The organism is Streptomyces sp. NPDC048751 (assembly GCF_043198595.1).
GTDB lineage: Bacteria > Actinomycetota > Actinomycetes > Streptomycetales > Streptomycetaceae > Streptomyces.
Window position 1 is genome coordinate 183,517 of sequence record NZ_JBICUX010000007.1, and the last position, 16,749, is coordinate 200,265.

Here is a 16,749-nt window from a genome sequence, read left to right on the forward strand (position 1 = left end):
GTGCGCTCCTCGCTCAATCCGTCTCTTTCCGCAGATACGCATATGCACTGCGGTCGGCTCAGTCTATCGAGCGCCCGAAATCCGCCTCCGCGGTATCGCATGGTGAGATCCCGGCCGCTCAGGTTCCAGGGGTGCACCTGCCCCCGGCCGAGAGAGACCACTCGGAAAGTGCCCGGCGTCACAAATCGACGTTCGCGTGAAGACGTGTGACGACGTGAAGACGTGTGACCAGTGTGAATTAAGTTTCAAGCATTAGGGTGCGACCTGTGCGCGTACTCCTGGTCGAAGACGATGAACCGGTCGCCGAATCGCTCCGGCGCGGCCTCAAGCGCTACGGCTTCGAGGTCGAATGGGTCACCACGGGCGCGGCCGCCCTGGCCCACACCGGCCCCTACGACGTCGTCCTCCTCGATCTCGGCCTGCCCGACACCGACGGCCTCGACGTCTGCAAGGCGCTGCGCGACCGCGGCGACGTACCGATCATCGTGATCAGCGCCCGCAGCGACGAGACGGACCGCGTGGTCGGCCTCGAGCTGGGCGCCGACGACTACGTCTCCAAGCCGTTCGGGGTCCGCGAGGTCATCGCGCGGATACGGGCCGTCATGCGGCGCGTCCAGCCCCGTACGGCCGAGGCGGCGGGCCCCGACCGCTACGGTCCCCGTCTGACCGTCGACCGCAAGGCCGCCCGCGTCCACCTGGACAGCGCCGAGGTGTCCCTCGCGCCCAAGGAGTACGACCTGCTGGCCTTCCTCACCGAGGAGCCGGGCGCGCTGATGACACGCGAGCAGATCATGGAGGCCGTCTGGGACGCCAACTGGTTCGGGCCGACGAAGACGCTCGACGTGCATGTGGCGGCGCTGCGGCGGAAGCTGGCGGGCGCGATCACCATCGAGGCGGTGCGCGGGGTGGGGTTCCGGCTCGTGGTGAACGAAGGCGGGAGCGACGAAGGCGGAGGCCACGAAGGCGGCAGCGCGGACGGCGGGAACGGCAGCGCGTCATGATCCGTCAGCTCATCCGCAGCTACGTGCTGCTGGTCGCCGTCGCCATCTTCCTGTTCACCGTGCCGGTCGCCTTCACCCTCACCTCCCAGCTGCGCGGGGACACCGAGCTGTCCGTCAAGCGCGAGGCGACGACCATGGCGCTGCTGCTCGGCAACGGTGACCGGGCGTCGTGCCAGGCGCTGGAGGAGATGGCCAAGGCGTACGCCGAGAAGACGCACGACCGGGTCGAGGTCACCGCCACCGACGAGTGCGCGGCCGACCTGCCCCGCCCGGCGAGGGACGCCGACCTGGCCAGGGCCGTGGACGGCGGCAGCACCCGCGTCGACTGGGGGTCGGACTTCATCTGGGGCCGGCACCTGGTGGTCACCGTGCCCGCGAGCGACGGGGGCCGGGTCGTCGGCGCGGTCCGGATCGTCTACTCCACGGGTGAACTCACCCACCGCCTGTGGACCATCTGGGGCTTCCGGGCGGGCCTCGCCGTGGCAGTACTCGGCGTGGCCGCGCTGATCGGCGCCGTGGTGGCCCGCCGCCTCACCCGCCCGCTGCGTCAACTCAACGACATGGCGAGCAGGTTCAGCGACGGCGACCTGACGGCCCGTTCCCCCGTGACGGGCCCCCAGGAGACACAGACACTGGCGCGCACCCTGAACCAGGGCGCGGAACGCCTGGAGACCCTGGTGGCCTCCCAGAGCGTCTTCGTCGCCGACGCCTCCCACCAGCTCCGTACCCCGCTGACCGCGCTGAGGCTGTCGCTGGACAACATCTCGGACGGCGTGGACGACGACTTCGTACGGGAGGACGTGGAGCAGGCGACCGCCGAGGTGGTCCGGATGAGCCGCCTGGTCAACGGGCTGCTGGTGCTGGCGCGGGCGGAGGCCAAGGTGTCCGTGGCCGAACCGCTGCCGTTGACGGACATCGTGGCCGAACGCCTGGCCGTGTGGAGACCGGCCGCCGACGAGCGCGGAGTCACCATCGCGCTCAGGGGGAGTGTTGTCGACGACCGGCCGCTCGTGTTGGCCAGCCCCGGTCATCTGGACCAGGTCCTGGACAACGTGCTCTCGAACGCCCTGGAGGTGTCACCGGACGGCGGCACCATCACCGTCCGGGTGGAGTCGAGCGCCGACGAGGTGCTGCTGTCGGTCCTCGACGAGGGGCCGGGCATGTCGGACGCGGAGAAGTCCCGCGCCTTCGACCGCTTCTGGCGGGGTCAGGGCCTGACCGGCCGCTCCGGCTCGGGTCTCGGCCTCGCCGTCGTCAAGCAGTTGGTGACCGACGACGGCGGAACCGTGACGCTGCGGGACGCTCCCGGGGGCGGGCTGTGCGTACGGGTCGCCCTGCGGGCGGCGCAGCGCACCGGGTGAGGATCAGCCCTCGGGCATCGCCGACGAGTGGTGGTTGACGATCTTCCACTCGCCGTGCCGCTTCTCGTACTCGTAGGTGTAGCGGGCCTTGGTGACGCTCTTCTTGCCGGTCTTCGGGTCGGTGAAGGTGAACTCGTAGACACCGGTGTCGATGGCGGAGTTGCCGTCGAGGACGTTGACAACCGTCTGGACCTTCTTGCCGACCGGCTTCTTCTGCAGGAAGTGCTCGAAGTAGTCGACGATGCCCGCGTGATCGGTGCGGATCTTGTTGGAGAGGGTGGGCAGGAGGACCGCGTCGTCGGCGTAGAGGTCGGCCACCTTCTCCGGGTCGCCGGTCTGCAGGGTGGCGTTCCACTTGTCGAACAGAGCGGTGACCTGCTTCTTCGAGGGCTTGGCGGGCCGCTCCGGACCGGCCACGCTCACACCGGCGGCGACGGTGCCGGTGGCCACCAGCGCGGCGGTGGCGACGAGGGCTGCGCGCTTGCGTATGGACGTGCCTGCGGGACGACGGGTCATCGCTACTCCTGAACGGTGCGGTGCGGTCTCCCGCGTTTCCTGTGCTGCGGGAGTGACTCCAGACTCGCTTTCCGCCGGTTAGGGCCCGTGCAGGCGTCGTACAGCGCACGTCCAGGGCGGACCCAATTCTCAGACGGACGCCCGCCGCAGCAGGCTGACCCCCGCCCCGAGGGACACGACCCCCATCCCGACAGCGGTCATCACCCCCTGCGCCCCGTCCACGACGAAGGGCGCCACCGCGGCGACCACCGCGTTGAAGAGGAACAGAAACCACAGGACGGGACGGGAGGAGAGCAGGGCCTTCATCACGGTTTCCTTTGCGCTGGGGCGGTCTCGGTGCCCGCGTGGGCTGACGAGATCAACCCTCCCGCCCCCGACCTGCGCAAACGAGGGAGCCGTCTCCCGAACCGGGGGTGTAGCGGGCTACACCATGGGGCCTGGCGACGACGGCCGTCCTCCTCGTCCTGCGCGGCGCCCGCGTCCCCGCCCTGCGCGGCACCGGGGGCGCGGTCACGGCCGGCGCCCTCGGCCGCTTCATGAACTCCGCCGCCTGCATCTTCAGGCTTGGTCGGTTGGTTGCTTTTCGAATTTCATGACCGTCCAACCGGTATGACGTGTGCGTCGACCATGTCCTTGGCCTAGGTGTCACCGCTCGTGCATCATTGACCCGGCCTTCATTCGAGTGGCCGTCCGATGACGACCGGCCGCCCGGCCGCGGAGGATTCATTGGTGACGCCTGTCCGCATCCACGTGATCTTCGTGCACGGCCTTTTCTCTTCGGCCAAGGCGTGGAAGTCGTTCACCGAACTCCTCGCCCTGGACGAGGAATTGCGGGACCATATCAACGTCCGCTGCTTCCCCTACAAGTCGCCGCGCATCCGATTAAGGCCGGACCGTCGCATCGCCGACCTCGACGACATCGCCGAGCGCCTGGGCACCTGGCTGCAGACCCACTGCACCGACGGAGCACCGGTCGTGCTGGTCACCCACAGCCAGGGCGGACTCGTCGTGCAGCGCCTCCTCGCCCGGCGGCTCTGGCATGGCCGCGGACGCGAACTCGCGCCCCTCAGGCACATCGTGATGTACGCCTGTCCCAACAGTGGCTCAGGTTTCTTCCTGTACCTGCGGAAGGCCCTGAAGTTCTGGAACCATTCGCAGGAGCGCGCGCTGCGACCGCTCAGCGACCGCGCGGTGCTGGAATCACTGCGCACAGTGCAGGAAAAAGTCGTACGGGCGGAGAAGATATCCGATACGGAGCGCCCGATTCCCATATCGGCGTACGGCGGGGAAACCGACAACGTCGTACCAGCCGTCACAGCCACAACTCCCTTTACAGGCAACGGCGTCGGTGGCGGTGTCATCGAGGGCGACCACTTCTCGATTGTCCGCCCCAAGGACAAGAACGCCGAGTCCTACTCCGTCCTGCGGACCGTGCTTCTGGATCTCGCCGCGGAAAGCCCCGCCGGCACCGAACCCGACCCCGACCCCGACCCGGAACCCGACCGCGATACCGAGGACCCCGACCTCGACGCCGAGTCCGCCCCGCACGCCGACCCGCCGGCCGATGACCAGGCACCGTTCTCGATCGCGCTGCCCCTCGTGGACGGCAAGCTGTACGGGGAGGAACGCAGACACATCACCGCCTCGGTCGTCTCGTCCGACTCGGGGGTGCACGTCCTGGCCGGCCCGGGCGGCAGCGGCAAGAGCCGGCTGGCCCTCGAGATCGCCACTCAGGCCGCACAGCGGGAACGCCGGGTGTGGTGGATCCGGGTCAATCAGCTCAGCGCGTGCATGCGCGCCCTGGCCAGGGAGCTCGACATCCCCGACAGCCAGGCGGACGTGGCATGGAAGCGCCGCAACCAGGCGGACCTCGTCTGGCGCTTCCTCAACGACTCCCCCGAACCCTGGCTGATCGTCTTCGACAACGCCGACCAGCCGCGGCGCCTCGGCCCGAGCGGTGGCGCCGTCAAGGACGGAACCGGGTGGCTGCGGCTTCCGCAGAGCAAGAACGGCCTGGTGGTGGTGACCAGCCGGGTCCACAATCCGGAGATCTGGGGGACGACCTGGACCAAGGTGCACGAGGTCCCCTGCCTGGACGAGGGCGACGGCGCCACCCTCCTCATCGAGTGCGCGGGCCCGGAGGCAGGCACCCGGGAGCAGGCCCGCCACCTCTCCCGGCAACTCGGCGGACTCCCGCTGGCGCTGCGCACGGCGGCGAAGTACATCCAGTCCGTCCGCGAGAACAAGGTCCCCATCGGCGCCGGGGACATCCGGGACTTCGAAAGTTACGGCAAGGCCTGGACCAAGCGGTTCGGCTCCCCCGCCGGCCTCAAGGACGGCGGGACCTCGCTGGGCCTGGACAAGATCGCCGACGCGGTGTGCGGCATCTCCCTGCGGCTGCTGGAGCGCAGCCTCCCCCACGCGGGGCACCTGCTGAAGGCGTTCGCCTGCCTGAACATCGCGCCGATCCCGTACCGCAGGCTGCTCAGCGGGAGTGCGGTCACCCGGTCCGCCCTGTGGAGCGAGTTCACGGTCGACCAGCGGAACGAGGCGATCACCGGACTGCAGGACCTCGGGCTGATCGAGCCGGACCGACTCAGTCCCGACTTCATCTCCCTGCACCCGGTCGTCCACGCGATCCTGCGCGACGACCCCGACGTCCACCGGCGCAGCGCCGACTACTACGACCTCGCCGTACGCATGCTGCTCGACGCGGTGCGCGACCAGGACCCCGACTACCCCGAGGCCTGGCCGGTCTGGGCCACGGTGACGCCGCACGCGATCGAGGTGACCCGCTCCGTACTGCGGGTCGACGGCCCGGTCGGCAACCGGAGCATGCTCGACTCCACGCTGGAACTGGCCCGCCTGACGAGCCGTTTCCTCCTGGTCAGTGGCCACCTCGAAGTCGCTCGCGACCTGCTGTTCCCCATCATCGACTCCTGCCGCTCCTTCCAGTGCGACGTGAACGACCGGGAGATCCTCGGGCTGCGTCACGAAAAGGGCCGCATCTTCCTCGAGTCGGGCGAGCTCCCGGCCGCCGAGGCCGAGCTGCGTGAGGTGGCCACCAGGCGTCGGGACATCTTCGGCGATCTCCACCACGACACCCTGGCCAGCCTGCACAAGCTGGCCAGGGCCATCCTGGAACAGCCGCGCCGCGCCCGCGAGGCGGAGGACATCCTGCGCAAGGTCGTCCGCGAGGAGCGGAGCGTAAGGGGCGAGGAGCACGCCGACACCATGGTCGTCCGGCACACCCTCGGTCGCGCCCTGCTGGCCCAGGGCCGGGCCGCCGAGGCGGAGGCCCACATGCGCGCGATCCTGGCGATCCGGCTGCGCAACTGGGCACCGGGCACCCCCGAGACCCTGCACGCACGGGACACCCTGGCCCGCACCCTGCTGCTGCAGGAGAAGGTCGAGGAGGCGGTCGCCGTCATCGACGCGGCACGACGGGACGCCCTGCAGCCCGAGGACTCCCACCCGGTGATGCGGCTGCGCTACTGCGCCGCCGAAGCCCTGCTGCTCCAGGGCCGGGTCGAGGACGCCGACATCGCCCTGTCCTCGCTCCTGGCCGACCAACGCCGGGTGCTGGGCGACTCACACCCCGAGGCCCGACTGACCCAGGACCTGCTCGCCAAGACCCAGGACCTGCTCGGCAGGACGGACGAGGCGCCCTGAGGGTGACGCTCGGGCCGCGCCGGATCACCATGAAGGTCTCTTCTGGATAATCCGTCTCGGATCGAATCATCCTAGACTGGCAGGCATGACCGCCATGACGCCCGCGCGCACCGAACCGGACCTGTCGTTCCTCCTCGACCACACCAGTCACGTCCTGCGGAGCAAGATGTCCGCCGCCCTCGCCGAGATCGGCCTGACCGCCCGGATGCACTGCGTGCTCGTCCACGCCCTGGAGGAGGAGCGGACCCAGGTCCAGCTCGCCGAGATCGGCGACATGGACAAGACCACGATGGTGGTGACGGTGGACGCCCTGGAGGAGGCGGGTCTGGCCGAGCGCCGCCCTTCCAGTACGGACCGGCGGGCCCGGATCATCGCCGTCACCGCCGAGGGAGCCCGCGTCGCCGAGCAGAGCCAGAAGATCGTCGACCGCGTGCATCGCGACGCCCTGGCCACGCTTCCCGGCGAGGACAGGGAGGCCCTCCTGCGGACCCTGAAGCGCCTGGCCGGCGACGGTCTGGCGAACCCTGTCGAGGCCCCGCGCACCGCCCGCCGGGCACGTCAGGCCAGGTAGGCAAGGAAGCCGAGAAGCGAGAGAAGCGAGACCCGAAAGTAAGACCGAAAAAAATAGTCTGCAACAAAACCATCTGCTACGGTCTCTCCTGTCGCCCAACTGACAGGAGAGACCGCATGTTTGCCACGTCCCGCTCCGCGCCATCGCCCGCCGCCCCGCACGCACGCCGGCTCGCCCTCGGAGTCGTCGCCACCGGGATGCTGATGATCATCCTCGACGGCTCCATCGTCACCGTGGCGATGCCGGCCATCCAGGGCGACTTGGGGTTCACCCCCGCCGGCCTCAGCTGGGTCGTGAACGCCTACCTCATCGCGTTCGGCAGCCTGCTCCTGCTGGCCGGCCGGCTCGGCGACCTGATCGGCCGCAGGCGCATGTTCCTGGCCGGCACCGTCGTTTTCACCGCCGCCTCGCTGCTGGCCGGCGTGGCCACCTCGTCCGCAGTGCTGATCGCCGCCCGTTTCCTCCAAGGCATCGGCAGCGCGATGGCCTCCGCCGTCAGCCTGGGCATCCTCGTGACGCTGTTCACCGAGCCCAGGGAGCGCGCCAGGGCCATCGCCGTCTTCAGCTTCACCGGCGCGGCCGGCGCATCGATCGGCCAGGTCCTGGGCGGCGTACTCACCGACGCGCTCGACTGGCACTGGATTTTCTTCATCAACCTGCCGATCGGCGTCGCGGTCCTCGCGGTCGCCGTGCGCGTCCTGCCCCATGACGTCGGCTCGGGCCTCAAAGCGGGCGTGGACGCGTTCGGCACGGCTCTGGTCACCGCCGGTCTGATGCTCGGCATCTACACCGTCGTCAAGGTCGAGGAGTACGGCTGGGCCTCGGGCCGCACCCTGGGCTTCGGTGCCCTCGCCGCCGTACTGATCGCCGCGTTCCTCGTCCGTCAGGCGACCGCGAAGAACCCCTTGATGCCGCTGCGCATCTTCCGCTCGCGCAGCGTCTCCGCCGCCAACCTGGTCCAGATCCTGATGGTCGCCGCGCTCTTCTCCTTCCAGATCCTCGTCGCCCTGTACCTCCAGAAGGTGCTCGGATACGGCGCCGCCGAGACCGGCTTCGCGATGCTCCCGGCAGCCGCCGTCATCGGTGCCGTCTCCCTGGGATTCTCCGCCCGTCTCAATGCCCGCTTCGGTGAGCGCAACGTCCTGCTGGCGGGCATCGTGCTCCTCATCGGCGTCCTCGGTCTCCTCACCCGCGTCCCCGTGCAGGCCAGTTACCCCGTCGACCTCCTCCCGGTCATGCTGCTCGCTGCGGGCTTCGGCCTCGCGCTGCCGGCGCTGACCGCACTCGGCATGTCCGGCGCGAACGAGCAGGACGCCGGTCTCGCGTCCGGCCTGTTCAACACCACCCAGCAGATCGGCATGGCCCTGGGCGTCGCGGTTCTGTCCACCCTGGCCGCCTCCCGCACCGAGAGCCTCGCGGCGGGCGGCCGGACAGCGGCCGAGGCGCTCACCGGCGGCTACCGGCTCGCCTTCGCAGTGGGCGCGGGGCTCCTCGTCATCGCCTTCGCCATCGCCTTCACCATGCTGCGCAGCCCCGAGCGCCAGGCCGCCGAGGAGCCGACCGCCGACACGCAGTCTCCCGCCCACGCCGCAGCCGTCTGACCCGATCTCCTCACCCCACCTCCACCCCGACCGCTGAAAGGCCGATCCGCATGAGCGAGAACACCTCCACCGAAACCCCTTCCGGCACGACCAAGAACGACGGCCCGGCCCCCCGGGTGCTCACCGACCAGGAGCTCTCCCAGCTGCTGCGGCAGCAGCAGTTCGGCGTACTCGCGAGCGTCAGGAGCACCGGCCACCCGCACCTGTCGACCGTCCTCTACGACTGGAACGCCGAGGAGCGCGTACTGAGAATCTCCTCCACCGCCGACCGCCTCAAGGTCCGCCAGCTGCGCCGCGATCCGCACGCCTCACTGCATGTCAGCGGTCCGGACGTCTGGTCGTTCGCCGTGGCGGAGGGCGAGGCGGAGATAGTGGACCCGATCGACGGGGCGGCCCCCGGCTCGCAGCCGCTGCCCGACCGGCGCGTGGTGATCCTGATCCAGGTGTCCCGCCTGTACGGGACCGCCCTGGACATCCCGTCTCACGACTGAGAATTCAGTGCGCGCAGCAGGGCGTCGGCCGACCGGGCGGCGCCCGCTCGTTCTTCCGAAGGGTCCTGGTGCAAGAACCCGTCAAAGACCACTCATCACGCCCCAACTTCCATGTGCCTGTGGTGTGTTAATGCTCAGAGTTGGCAAAAACACTGCCCGTATGGGGGCTTGCGCCCTAGCATCGTCAGCCCGCACTCTCTGAGTGCGGACCGTAACCGGACCGCGACGCACCATGCACCAGGAAGCATCAGGGGGGCCTGTGTGAATTCCTACGACGCCAGTGACACACCAGAGGTCGACGAGGTCTTACCCGGGGACGTGGAACGGGATGACGGGGACCACCCGAGCGAGTCGTCCCGCCGCGAGATCGCGCGACAGATCGCTCTCGAAGCCCTGCGAGCCGACCGCCATGTGCTGGAGATCAGCGCGGCCACGGCCTTCCGGGACTTCAGCTGTGCCCGACCGGCGTGAGTGAACCACCGGCCGTAGCGGAGCCAACGAGAGACGGGATGTTGTCATGCAACTTGCCGACTTGTCAGCTCATCCTCAAGCCGTACCGCGCGACCCGCACTTCCGCGTAGTCTCCGTCCCCGCCTTCACCCGCGACCGCATCGCCGATCTCGCGGTCGGCCGCTGTGCGGCCATCAAGGTGCCGGACTTCCTGCCCGCCGCCACCTGCGCGGAGATCCTCGGCGCACTGCAGAGCTCACCGTTCGAGTCGTACGGGAGGCAGCGCGTCCAGCCGCCCGTGATGCGGTTCGGCGTCGGAGTCAGCGACCACCGCCTCAGCGGCGCCATCGCCGACAGCTACTGGCCCGCGGCGGAGGCGAGCCGGGCGGCATGGCGCGGACTCGGACTGCCGTACGACCCGTTCGCACTGTGCCGGGAGGCGCTGGGCACCGACTGGCCCGGCGGGGTGTCGGTCGGGCGCAGCGGCGGGCGGGAACTGGCGCCGGGCGTCGCCCGCGAACCCAACCACGGCTTCCAGGTCCACTTCGACGAGGCGCTGCGCGAGTTCCACGAGGACCTGCTGGACGCGCCGCTGGTCGCCCAGTTCGCGTTCAACCTGTACCTCAGCGTGCCGGACACGGGCGGTGAGACGGTCATCTGGCGGCACCGCTGGCATCCGGCCGACGAGACCCACCGGCTGCCGCAGTCCTACGGATACGCCGAGTCGGTGGTGGCGGACGCCGAGTCGGTCGAGGTCAGGCCGGCCGTCGGCGAGGCCCTGCTCCTCGACCCGCGCAACTTCCACGCCGTACGCCCCAGCACCGGAGCCCGCCGCATCGCGCTCGGCTTCTCCATGGGGCTGAGTATCAACGGAGATCTTTTGACCTGGGGGTGACGATCCATCACGTGAGCTACGGTCTCCGAATGGAAATCCTGCGCTACGTGGCGTTCGCGACCGACCCCGCGGGCGGCAACCCCGCGGGCGTCGTGCTCGACGCCACCGGACTCGACGACGCGACCATGCTGGCGACGGCGGCCGAGGTCGGCTACTCGGAGACGGCGTTCGTGGTGTCGTCCGACGACGGTGTTCTGGGCGTTCGGTACTTCAGCCCGCTGGCCGAGGTGCCGTTCTGCGGTCACGCCACGATCGCCCTGGCCGTCGCCCACGCCGACCGGCACGGTGCCGGGCCGCTGCACCTGCGGACCAACGCCGGCCCGGTCCCCGTCACCACCTCGGTGGCCGACGAGGGGACGACGGTGGCCACACTGGTGAGTGTCGCGCCACGCACGACCCCCCTCGCGGAGGCCGACCAGGCCGAACTGCTGTCGGCCCTGCGCTGGTCCGCCGACGAACTGGACCCGGCGCTGCCGCCCCGGGTGGCCTACGCCGGCGCCTGGCACCCCGTCCTGGCCGCGGCCGACCGGAGCCGACTGGCCGACCTGGACTACGACATGCCTGCGCTGAGCGACCTCATGCGCCGCCGGGACTGGACCACCGTCGACCTGGTCTGGCGGGAGTCACCCACCGTCTTCCACGCCCGCAATCCCTTCCCGCCCGGCGGGGTCGTCGAGGACCCGGCCACGGGCGCGGCGGCAGCGGCCTTCGGCGGCTACCTGAGGGATCTCGAACTGGTCGGCGTACCGACAACCCTGACGATCCATCAGGGGGACGACATGGGCCGCCCGAGCGTCATCACGGTGTCGGTGCCCGGGGATCGGGACAGCGGCATCGGCATCACGGGCGCGGCCGTACGGATCTGAGGCCCTAGGGCCTGTTGCGAAAGTGGCGCCTACCGCGCGACGCCCGGCACGCACTCTCGCCGCACCGCCCGAAAGCCCGAGTACGCCCAGTACGAGGGCTTCCGGGCGGCACGCCGAGAGCACGCACCGGACGCCGCGCGGCCGCCCTTCGGGCGACGACGCCACTTTCGCAACAGGCCCTAGCGCTCAGTCGGCGTCCCGCTCGGCCACCTCGAAGAGGACGTCGATCTCGACGGGCGAGTCCAGCGGCAGCCGGGCGACGCCGACCGCGCTGCGGGCGTGCCGTCCGGCCTCCCCGAAGACCGAGAGGAAGAGCTCGCTGGCCCCGTCCACGACGCCGGGGAGCTGGATGAAGCCGTCGGCTGACGCCACGTATCCGACCACCTTCACCACGCCCACCACGGCCGCCCGGCCCGCCACGGAGTCCGCCGCGGCCAGGGCGGCCAGCGCGCACCGCCGACTGAGCGCGTACGCCTCCGCGAGGGTCACACCGTCCCCGACCCGGCCGGTGGCCACGAGCGTGCCGTTCGCGAGCGGCACCTGACCGGAGACCATGACATGGAGGCCGCTGCGCACCGCAGGGGCGTAGACGCCCTTGGGCGCGCTGACATCCGGCAGGACGAGGCCCAGCTCCGCCAAGCGAACGGTCAGAGCGGACAGAGCGGGACGTCCGGCGCTCATCGCCGCGCTCCGCCCGGCCTACTTCGCCTGCCCCAGCCTCCCGCCGATCTCCTCCGCCATCACCCTGCCCGCCTCGAACTCCAGCGTGTCGTCGCCGATGCCCTGGTCGGTGTCGAGGCCGTCGAGTTCCTCGAGGGGCTGGTTGAGGCGGACGTGGGCGAGGACGGAGTGGAGGGCGCGCAGAGTGGCCGAGGCGGTGGTGCCCCAGTTGGAGAAGTAGGAGAACTGCCACCACCACAGGGCCTCGGAGGTGCGGCCGGCGCGGTAGTGGGCCATGCCGTGGCGGAGGTCGGAGATGACGTCGGTGAGGTCGTCGGAGATGCGGGCCGGTACGGGGGCCTTGCGGGGCTCGTACGGGTCGAAGACCTCGGAGTAGACGTCGATCGGTTCCAGCAGGCGGGCGAGGTTCTCGCGGAGCTCGTCCACGTCCGCCTCCGGGCCCGGGTCGGGCTCGTAGCGCTCGTCGGGGACGATGTCCTCGTGGGCGCCGAGACGGCCGCCGGCCAGGAGGAGTTGGGAGACCTCCAGGAGAAGGAAGGGCACCGCCGAATCCGGCTCGTCGCCCTTCGCGATCTCGGTGACCGCTACCAGGAAGCTTTCGACCTGATCCGCGATCTGGACCGCGAAGTCGTCCGGGTTCCGCTCGGTCGCGTGCAGCGTGGCGTCAGACATCTAGGAGTCGTCTCCCCTCGAAGGCGCGGCCGAGAGTCACCTCGTCCGCGTATTCCAGGTCGCCACCCACCGGGAGGCCGCTGGCCAGGCGGGTGACCTTGAGGCCCATGGGCTTGATCATGCGGGCGAGGTACGTCGCCGTCGCCTCCCCCTCCAGATTCGGGTCCGTGGCCAGAATCAGTTCGGTGACCGTTCCGTCGGCCAGGCGGGCCAACAGTTCTCTAATGCGCAGATCATCTGGTCCTACACCCTCGATCGGGCTGATCGCGCCGCCCAGGACGTGGTAGCGGCCGCGGAACTCCCGCGTGCGCTCGATCGCCACCACGTCCTTCGGCTCCTCCACGACACAGATGACCGAGGGGTCGCGGCGGCTGTCACGGCAGATGTTGCACAGCTCCTCCTGTGCCACGTTGCCGCAGGTCGCGCAGAAGCGGACCTTCGCCTTGACCTCCATCAGGGCCTGCGCGAGGCGCCGTACGTCCGTCGGTTCCGCCTGCAGGATGTGGAAGGCGATCCGCTGGGCGCTCTTGGGACCGACGCCGGGCAGCCGCCCCAACTCGTCGATGAGGTCCTGGACCACGCCTTCGTACAACGGACTGCCGTCCTTCCTGAGGTTCCTTCAGTGCGTACCGTAGTTGGCCGACGGCCCTCTTAGAAAGGCAGACCGGGGATGCCGCCACCCAGCCCCTGGGCGAGCGGGCCCAGCTTCTGCTGCTGGAGCGTCTGCGCGTTCTCGTTCGCCGCCTGGACGGCCGCGACGACCAGGTCCGCGAGGGTCTCGGTGTCCTCGGGGTCCACCGCCTTCGGGTCGATCTGCAGGGAACGCAGCTCTCCGGAACCGGTGACGGTCGCCTTCACCAGGCCGCCGCCGGCCTGTCCCTCGACCTCGGTCCGCGCGAGTTCCTCCTGCGCGTTCGCCAGGTCCTGCTGCATCTTCTGAGCCTGCTGCAGCAGCTGCTGCATGTTGGGCTGGCCACCACCGGGGATCACGATCAGCTCCTCCGTCTGTACGGGTTTTCCCGTTCAGCACGAGCCTACGTGTTCGACGGAGCCGTCGCCCCGGCACTCTTTCGAGTGAGTCGAGCATCAGGACGTATACCCGACCAAGGCCCCCTTCCGGGCGGAAAAGCGATGAAAGCTACTCCTTCGCCACCCATTGGGCGGTAGGAAGGGTGCGGCGCATCAGCATCAGGCGTCACCGTGTGACGGTTCACCATGTGCACGGTGTCACGGTGTCACGCTGTTTCACGTTGTCACGCAGCGTGATCGGTCGGATCAGGTAGGGAGTGCCGGGTGGGTCAGCCGGAGATGCAGCCCGAGGGTCCACCTCAGGACGGGCGGGGTGAGGGTGCGGCCGGGCTGCGGCCGGGCGATCTGACCGGGCGGGTGTTTCCGCTCGGCGACTGGGCGGAGCCAGCGGAACGGCTGGACGAGTTGTACCGGTGGGTGGAGCGCGGAGCGCTGGAGACCGCGGCCTGGTACCTCGCCGACCGGGTGTGGAAGCGGCGGGGGGCGCGGGTCCTGCGGGGCGGGGCCGCGGCGGGCGCGGTGGCGGGGGCGTCACTGCCGTTGCTGGATTTGACCGGGGTGGTGGGCGGGGTCGCGCCCTGGGGGTACCTCGCGCTGATGACCGCCGTCGCCTGCATGGCCGTCGACCGGTTCTTCGGGGTCACGTCCGGATGGATAAGGGACGTCGCCACGGCGCAGGCCGTGCAGCGGCGGCTTCAGGTCCTCCAGTTCGACTGGGCGTCGGAGAGCGTGCGGGAGGTGCTGGGACCGGCGGAGGGCACCGCCAGCGAGGCGACGGAGCGGTGTCTCGGGGTGTTGCGCCGGTTCTCCGAGGACGTGACGGAGCTGGTGCGGGTGGAGACCGCCGACTGGATGGTGGAGTTCCGCACGGGGTGCGCGCCCATGGGCATCCAGGGCGCGCTGTCCTCCGGCGTACGGCAGGACACCGCGGGCGGACACGGACGGTTCTCCATTCCACCGGCCAACGGGGCCCGGCCGAACATGCCCCGGCAGCGACCGCCGGAGCCGCGCTGAGCGACGCCCGAGCCGGGGCCCGGGCGACCCGCCCGAAGTTCCCCGTGCGTTCACCGCCTGGTGTACGTCAGCTTCCCGGTGCCGGGGTTGGCGCGCTGGAGCCTGCCGTCGGGCAGCAGGGTGATTTCGGTGGGGGCGCCCGGGTTGCAGGAGGAGCGGGGGTGGCCGGAGGTGACGGTGGACGCGCCGATGAACAACGGGCCGTCGGCGGACGGTTGTTCGGCCAGAGTGGCCGTGAACTCGCAGTGGTAGGCGCCGCTTTCGGCCGAGCCGTCGGCCACCAGGGTGAGGACGGTCTCGCCCACCTTCCCCTGCCTGATGGTCAGTTGGCGGGTGTTGCTGCCGCCGCCGTTGTCGAAGGTCGCGGTCCAGGTGCCGAGGTAGGCGGCGGGGATCGTGACATCGGTGGGTGTGGGCGTGGGGGCCGGTTCGGAGGTCGTGGGGCCGGTTGAGGCGGACGGGTCCGTGTGCGGCGTGGGAGCGGTGGCCGTGCGGGGCGCGCTCGGGCCCGGCGCGTGGGTGGCGTCGCCGTCCATCAGCGCGTACACCGAGCCGCCGGCGGCGAGCGCGACGATCACGGCGGCGGTCACGAGGAACGCGGTGGAACGGCCGCTGCGGCGCTGGGGTTCCAGGGTTTCCGCGGGGCCGTAGTCCGTGGCGGGGTAGGGGGTGGTCAGGACGTACGGCGGATACGGCGGCGGGTTCCAGGCGTCGGCCGGGCCGGGCTGGTCGTTCCAGGACCCGATGGCGGGTTGCTGGGGGTGGCCGTTGCCACTCGGCTCACCCGGGGCGCTCGCGCGGCCGGGGATGGTGATGTCGTCGGAGGCGGGGGCGTGTTCCGGGGTGGCCTCGGGGGCCGGATCGTGCCCCGCGCCCTGCACGGCGGCGCCCGACTCTCCCCGCGCCCGCACCGCCTCCTCCACCCCCTCCCGCCGCTCCGGCCCCTCCGGCCCCTCCGTCTCCAGCAACCGCACCGCGTGCCGCCCCAGTTGGGCGACCAGCGCGCTCGGCAGCCACGGCTCACGGAAGCGGCCGTCGGTGGCCGTGTCCTGGGCGCCGGTGACGTCCAGGACGCGGGCGAGCGAGGGGCGGGCGGCGGGATCCTTGCGCAGGCAGGCGCGGACGAGGTCGGCGATGCCCTCGGGCACACCGGTCAGGTCGGGTTCCTTCTGCACGATGCCGAACATCAGGGCGTGGGCCCCGCTGTCGGGGGAGCCGAAGGGAAGCCTGCCGGTGGCGGCGTACGCGAGGACCGAGCCGAGGCAGAAGACGTCGCACGCGGGTGTGAGGGGCTCCCCGCGCACCTGCTCGGGCGCCATGAAGCCGGGCGAGCCGATCATGGCGCCGGTGTGCGTGAGGCCGCCGTCCATCAGGGTCTCCACGACCCCGTCCGTCACCGTCTCCAGCGCCCGCACGATGCCGAAGTCGATGACGCGCGGCCCGTCAATGGTCATCAGCACGTTGGACGGCTTGAGGTCGCGGTGGACGATCCCGGCGGCGTGGATGTCGGTGAGCGCGTGGGCGAGTCCGGTGGCGAGGATCCGTACCGTCCGCTCGGGCAGCGGGCCGTGGTCCTGGCCGACGACCTGCTGGAGGCTGGGCCCGGCGACGTACCCGGTGACGACCCACGGCACGACGGCCTCGGTGTCCGCGTCCAGCACCGGCGCCGTCCAGTGCCCGCCGACCCGTCGGGCGGCCCGCACCTCCCGGCGGAACCTGGCCCGGAACTCCTCCCGCTCGGCCAGTTCCGGGCGCACCAGCTTCACGGCGACGGTCCGGCCCCGCTCCGACCGGGCGAGGTACACCTGCCCCATCCCGCCCGCCCCGAGCCGCGCGAGCAGCCGGTACGCCCCGACGCGCTGCGGGTCCCCCGGCCCCAGCGCCCCCATGGCCATCCCCATCGCCCCGCCCTCTCCCCCCGCCCTCCCG

17 protein-coding genes and 1 pseudogene are annotated in these 16,749 nt (G+C 70.6%); 11 read left to right on the plus strand and 7 right to left on the minus strand.

Going from position 1 to position 16,749, the window contains the following annotated elements; all coding sequences use genetic code 11:
• The first annotated feature begins 266 nt into the window (after positions 1 to 266).
• Positions 267 to 1,001, plus strand: coding sequence for a response regulator transcription factor (locus ACGFNV_RS23230; RefSeq protein WP_393624880.1), 735 nt, complete (start codon positions 267 to 269; stop codon positions 999 to 1,001).
• Positions 998 to 2,362, plus strand: coding sequence for an ATP-binding protein (locus ACGFNV_RS23235; RefSeq protein WP_393624881.1), 1,365 nt, complete (start codon positions 998 to 1,000; stop codon positions 2,360 to 2,362). The genes ACGFNV_RS23230 and ACGFNV_RS23235 overlap by 4 nt, the downstream gene beginning before the upstream one ends.
• A 3-nt stretch (positions 2,363 to 2,365) precedes the next feature.
• Here the strand turns inward: ACGFNV_RS23235 and ACGFNV_RS23240 are convergent, their stop codons facing one another.
• Positions 2,366 to 2,878: an SgcJ/EcaC family oxidoreductase gene (locus ACGFNV_RS23240; RefSeq protein WP_393624882.1), complete on the minus strand. Its 513-nt coding sequence runs from the start codon at positions 2,876 to 2,878 to the stop codon at positions 2,366 to 2,368.
• Positions 2,879 to 3,007: 129 nt separating this feature from the next.
• Positions 3,008 to 3,184: a hypothetical protein gene (locus ACGFNV_RS23245; protein WP_393624883.1), complete on the minus strand. Its 177-nt coding sequence runs from the start codon at positions 3,182 to 3,184 to the stop codon at positions 3,008 to 3,010.
• A gap of 128 nt (positions 3,185 to 3,312) precedes the next feature.
• On the opposite strand from ACGFNV_RS23245, the pseudogene ACGFNV_RS23250 reads away from it, so the two are divergent.
• From ACGFNV_RS23250 to ACGFNV_RS23285, 8 genes and pseudogenes are all read left to right on the plus strand, one after another.
• A pseudogene (locus ACGFNV_RS23250) lies at positions 3,313 to 3,429 on the plus strand (sulfite exporter TauE/SafE family protein); the annotation flags it as partial.
• Between the two features lie 178 nt (positions 3,430 to 3,607).
• On the plus strand, positions 3,608 to 6,550 hold the full coding sequence (locus ACGFNV_RS23255) for an alpha/beta fold hydrolase (protein ID WP_393624884.1): 2,943 nt from the start codon (positions 3,608 to 3,610) through the stop codon (positions 6,548 to 6,550).
• An 85-nt stretch (positions 6,551 to 6,635) separates the two neighbouring features.
• On the plus strand, positions 6,636 to 7,121 hold the full coding sequence (locus ACGFNV_RS23260) for a MarR family winged helix-turn-helix transcriptional regulator (protein ID WP_393624885.1): 486 nt from the start codon (positions 6,636 to 6,638) through the stop codon (positions 7,119 to 7,121).
• A 116-nt stretch (positions 7,122 to 7,237) separates the two neighbouring features.
• Complete coding sequence (locus ACGFNV_RS23265; RefSeq protein WP_393624886.1) at positions 7,238 to 8,722, plus strand: DHA2 family efflux MFS transporter permease subunit; 1,485 nt, start codon at positions 7,238 to 7,240, stop codon at positions 8,720 to 8,722.
• 50 nt (positions 8,723 to 8,772) lie between these two features.
• Positions 8,773 to 9,213, plus strand: coding sequence for a pyridoxamine 5'-phosphate oxidase family protein (locus ACGFNV_RS23270; protein ID WP_393624887.1), 441 nt, complete (start codon positions 8,773 to 8,775; stop codon positions 9,211 to 9,213).
• A gap of 261 nt (positions 9,214 to 9,474) precedes the next feature.
• On the plus strand, positions 9,475 to 9,684 hold the full coding sequence (locus ACGFNV_RS23275) for a hypothetical protein (RefSeq protein WP_393624888.1): 210 nt from the start codon (positions 9,475 to 9,477) through the stop codon (positions 9,682 to 9,684).
• Positions 9,685 to 9,730: 46 nt separating this feature from the next.
• Entirely contained in the window at positions 9,731 to 10,558 is an 828-nt protein-coding gene (locus tag ACGFNV_RS23280) for a proline hydroxylase (protein ID WP_393624889.1), read from the plus strand.
• Positions 10,559 to 10,587: 29 nt separating this feature from the next.
• Positions 10,588 to 11,424, plus strand: coding sequence for a PhzF family phenazine biosynthesis protein (locus tag ACGFNV_RS23285; protein ID WP_393624890.1), 837 nt, complete (start codon positions 10,588 to 10,590; stop codon positions 11,422 to 11,424).
• A gap of 186 nt (positions 11,425 to 11,610) precedes the next feature.
• Here ACGFNV_RS23285 and ACGFNV_RS23290 read toward each other — a convergent pair whose 3' ends face one another.
• From ACGFNV_RS23290 to ACGFNV_RS23305, 4 genes are read right to left on the minus strand one after another with little or no spacing between them, the layout of a single operon-like run.
• Positions 11,611 to 12,105: a RidA family protein gene (locus tag ACGFNV_RS23290; RefSeq protein WP_393624891.1), complete on the minus strand. Its 495-nt coding sequence runs from the start codon at positions 12,103 to 12,105 to the stop codon at positions 11,611 to 11,613.
• 18 nt (positions 12,106 to 12,123) lie between these two features.
• On the minus strand, positions 12,124 to 12,777 hold the full coding sequence (locus tag ACGFNV_RS23295) for a DUF5063 domain-containing protein (protein WP_393624892.1): 654 nt from the start codon (positions 12,775 to 12,777) through the stop codon (positions 12,124 to 12,126).
• Positions 12,770 to 13,369, minus strand: coding sequence for a recombination mediator RecR (gene recR, locus ACGFNV_RS23300; protein WP_099930378.1), 600 nt, complete (start codon positions 13,367 to 13,369; stop codon positions 12,770 to 12,772). The genes ACGFNV_RS23295 and recR overlap by 8 nt, the downstream gene beginning before the upstream one ends.
• 59 nt (positions 13,370 to 13,428) lie before the next feature.
• The gene (locus tag ACGFNV_RS23305; RefSeq protein ID WP_133928355.1) at positions 13,429 to 13,767 is read right to left on the minus strand and encodes a YbaB/EbfC family nucleoid-associated protein; all 339 of its coding nucleotides are present in this window, start codon (positions 13,765 to 13,767) and stop codon (positions 13,429 to 13,431) included.
• Between the two features lie 303 nt (positions 13,768 to 14,070).
• Here ACGFNV_RS23305 and ACGFNV_RS23310 point away from each other — a divergent pair, with 303 nt between their 5' ends.
• Positions 14,071 to 14,820 carry an SLATT domain-containing protein gene (locus ACGFNV_RS23310; protein ID WP_393624893.1) on the plus strand — a complete coding sequence of 250 codons (750 nt, stop codon included), beginning with the start codon at positions 14,071 to 14,073 and terminating at the stop codon, positions 14,818 to 14,820.
• 50 nt (positions 14,821 to 14,870) lie between these two features.
• Here ACGFNV_RS23310 and ACGFNV_RS23315 read toward each other — a convergent pair whose 3' ends face one another.
• The gene (locus ACGFNV_RS23315; protein ID WP_393625183.1) at positions 14,871 to 16,709 is read right to left on the minus strand and encodes a protein kinase; all 1,839 of its coding nucleotides are present in this window, start codon (positions 16,707 to 16,709) and stop codon (positions 14,871 to 14,873) included.
• Positions 16,710 to 16,749: the final 40 nt, after the last annotated feature.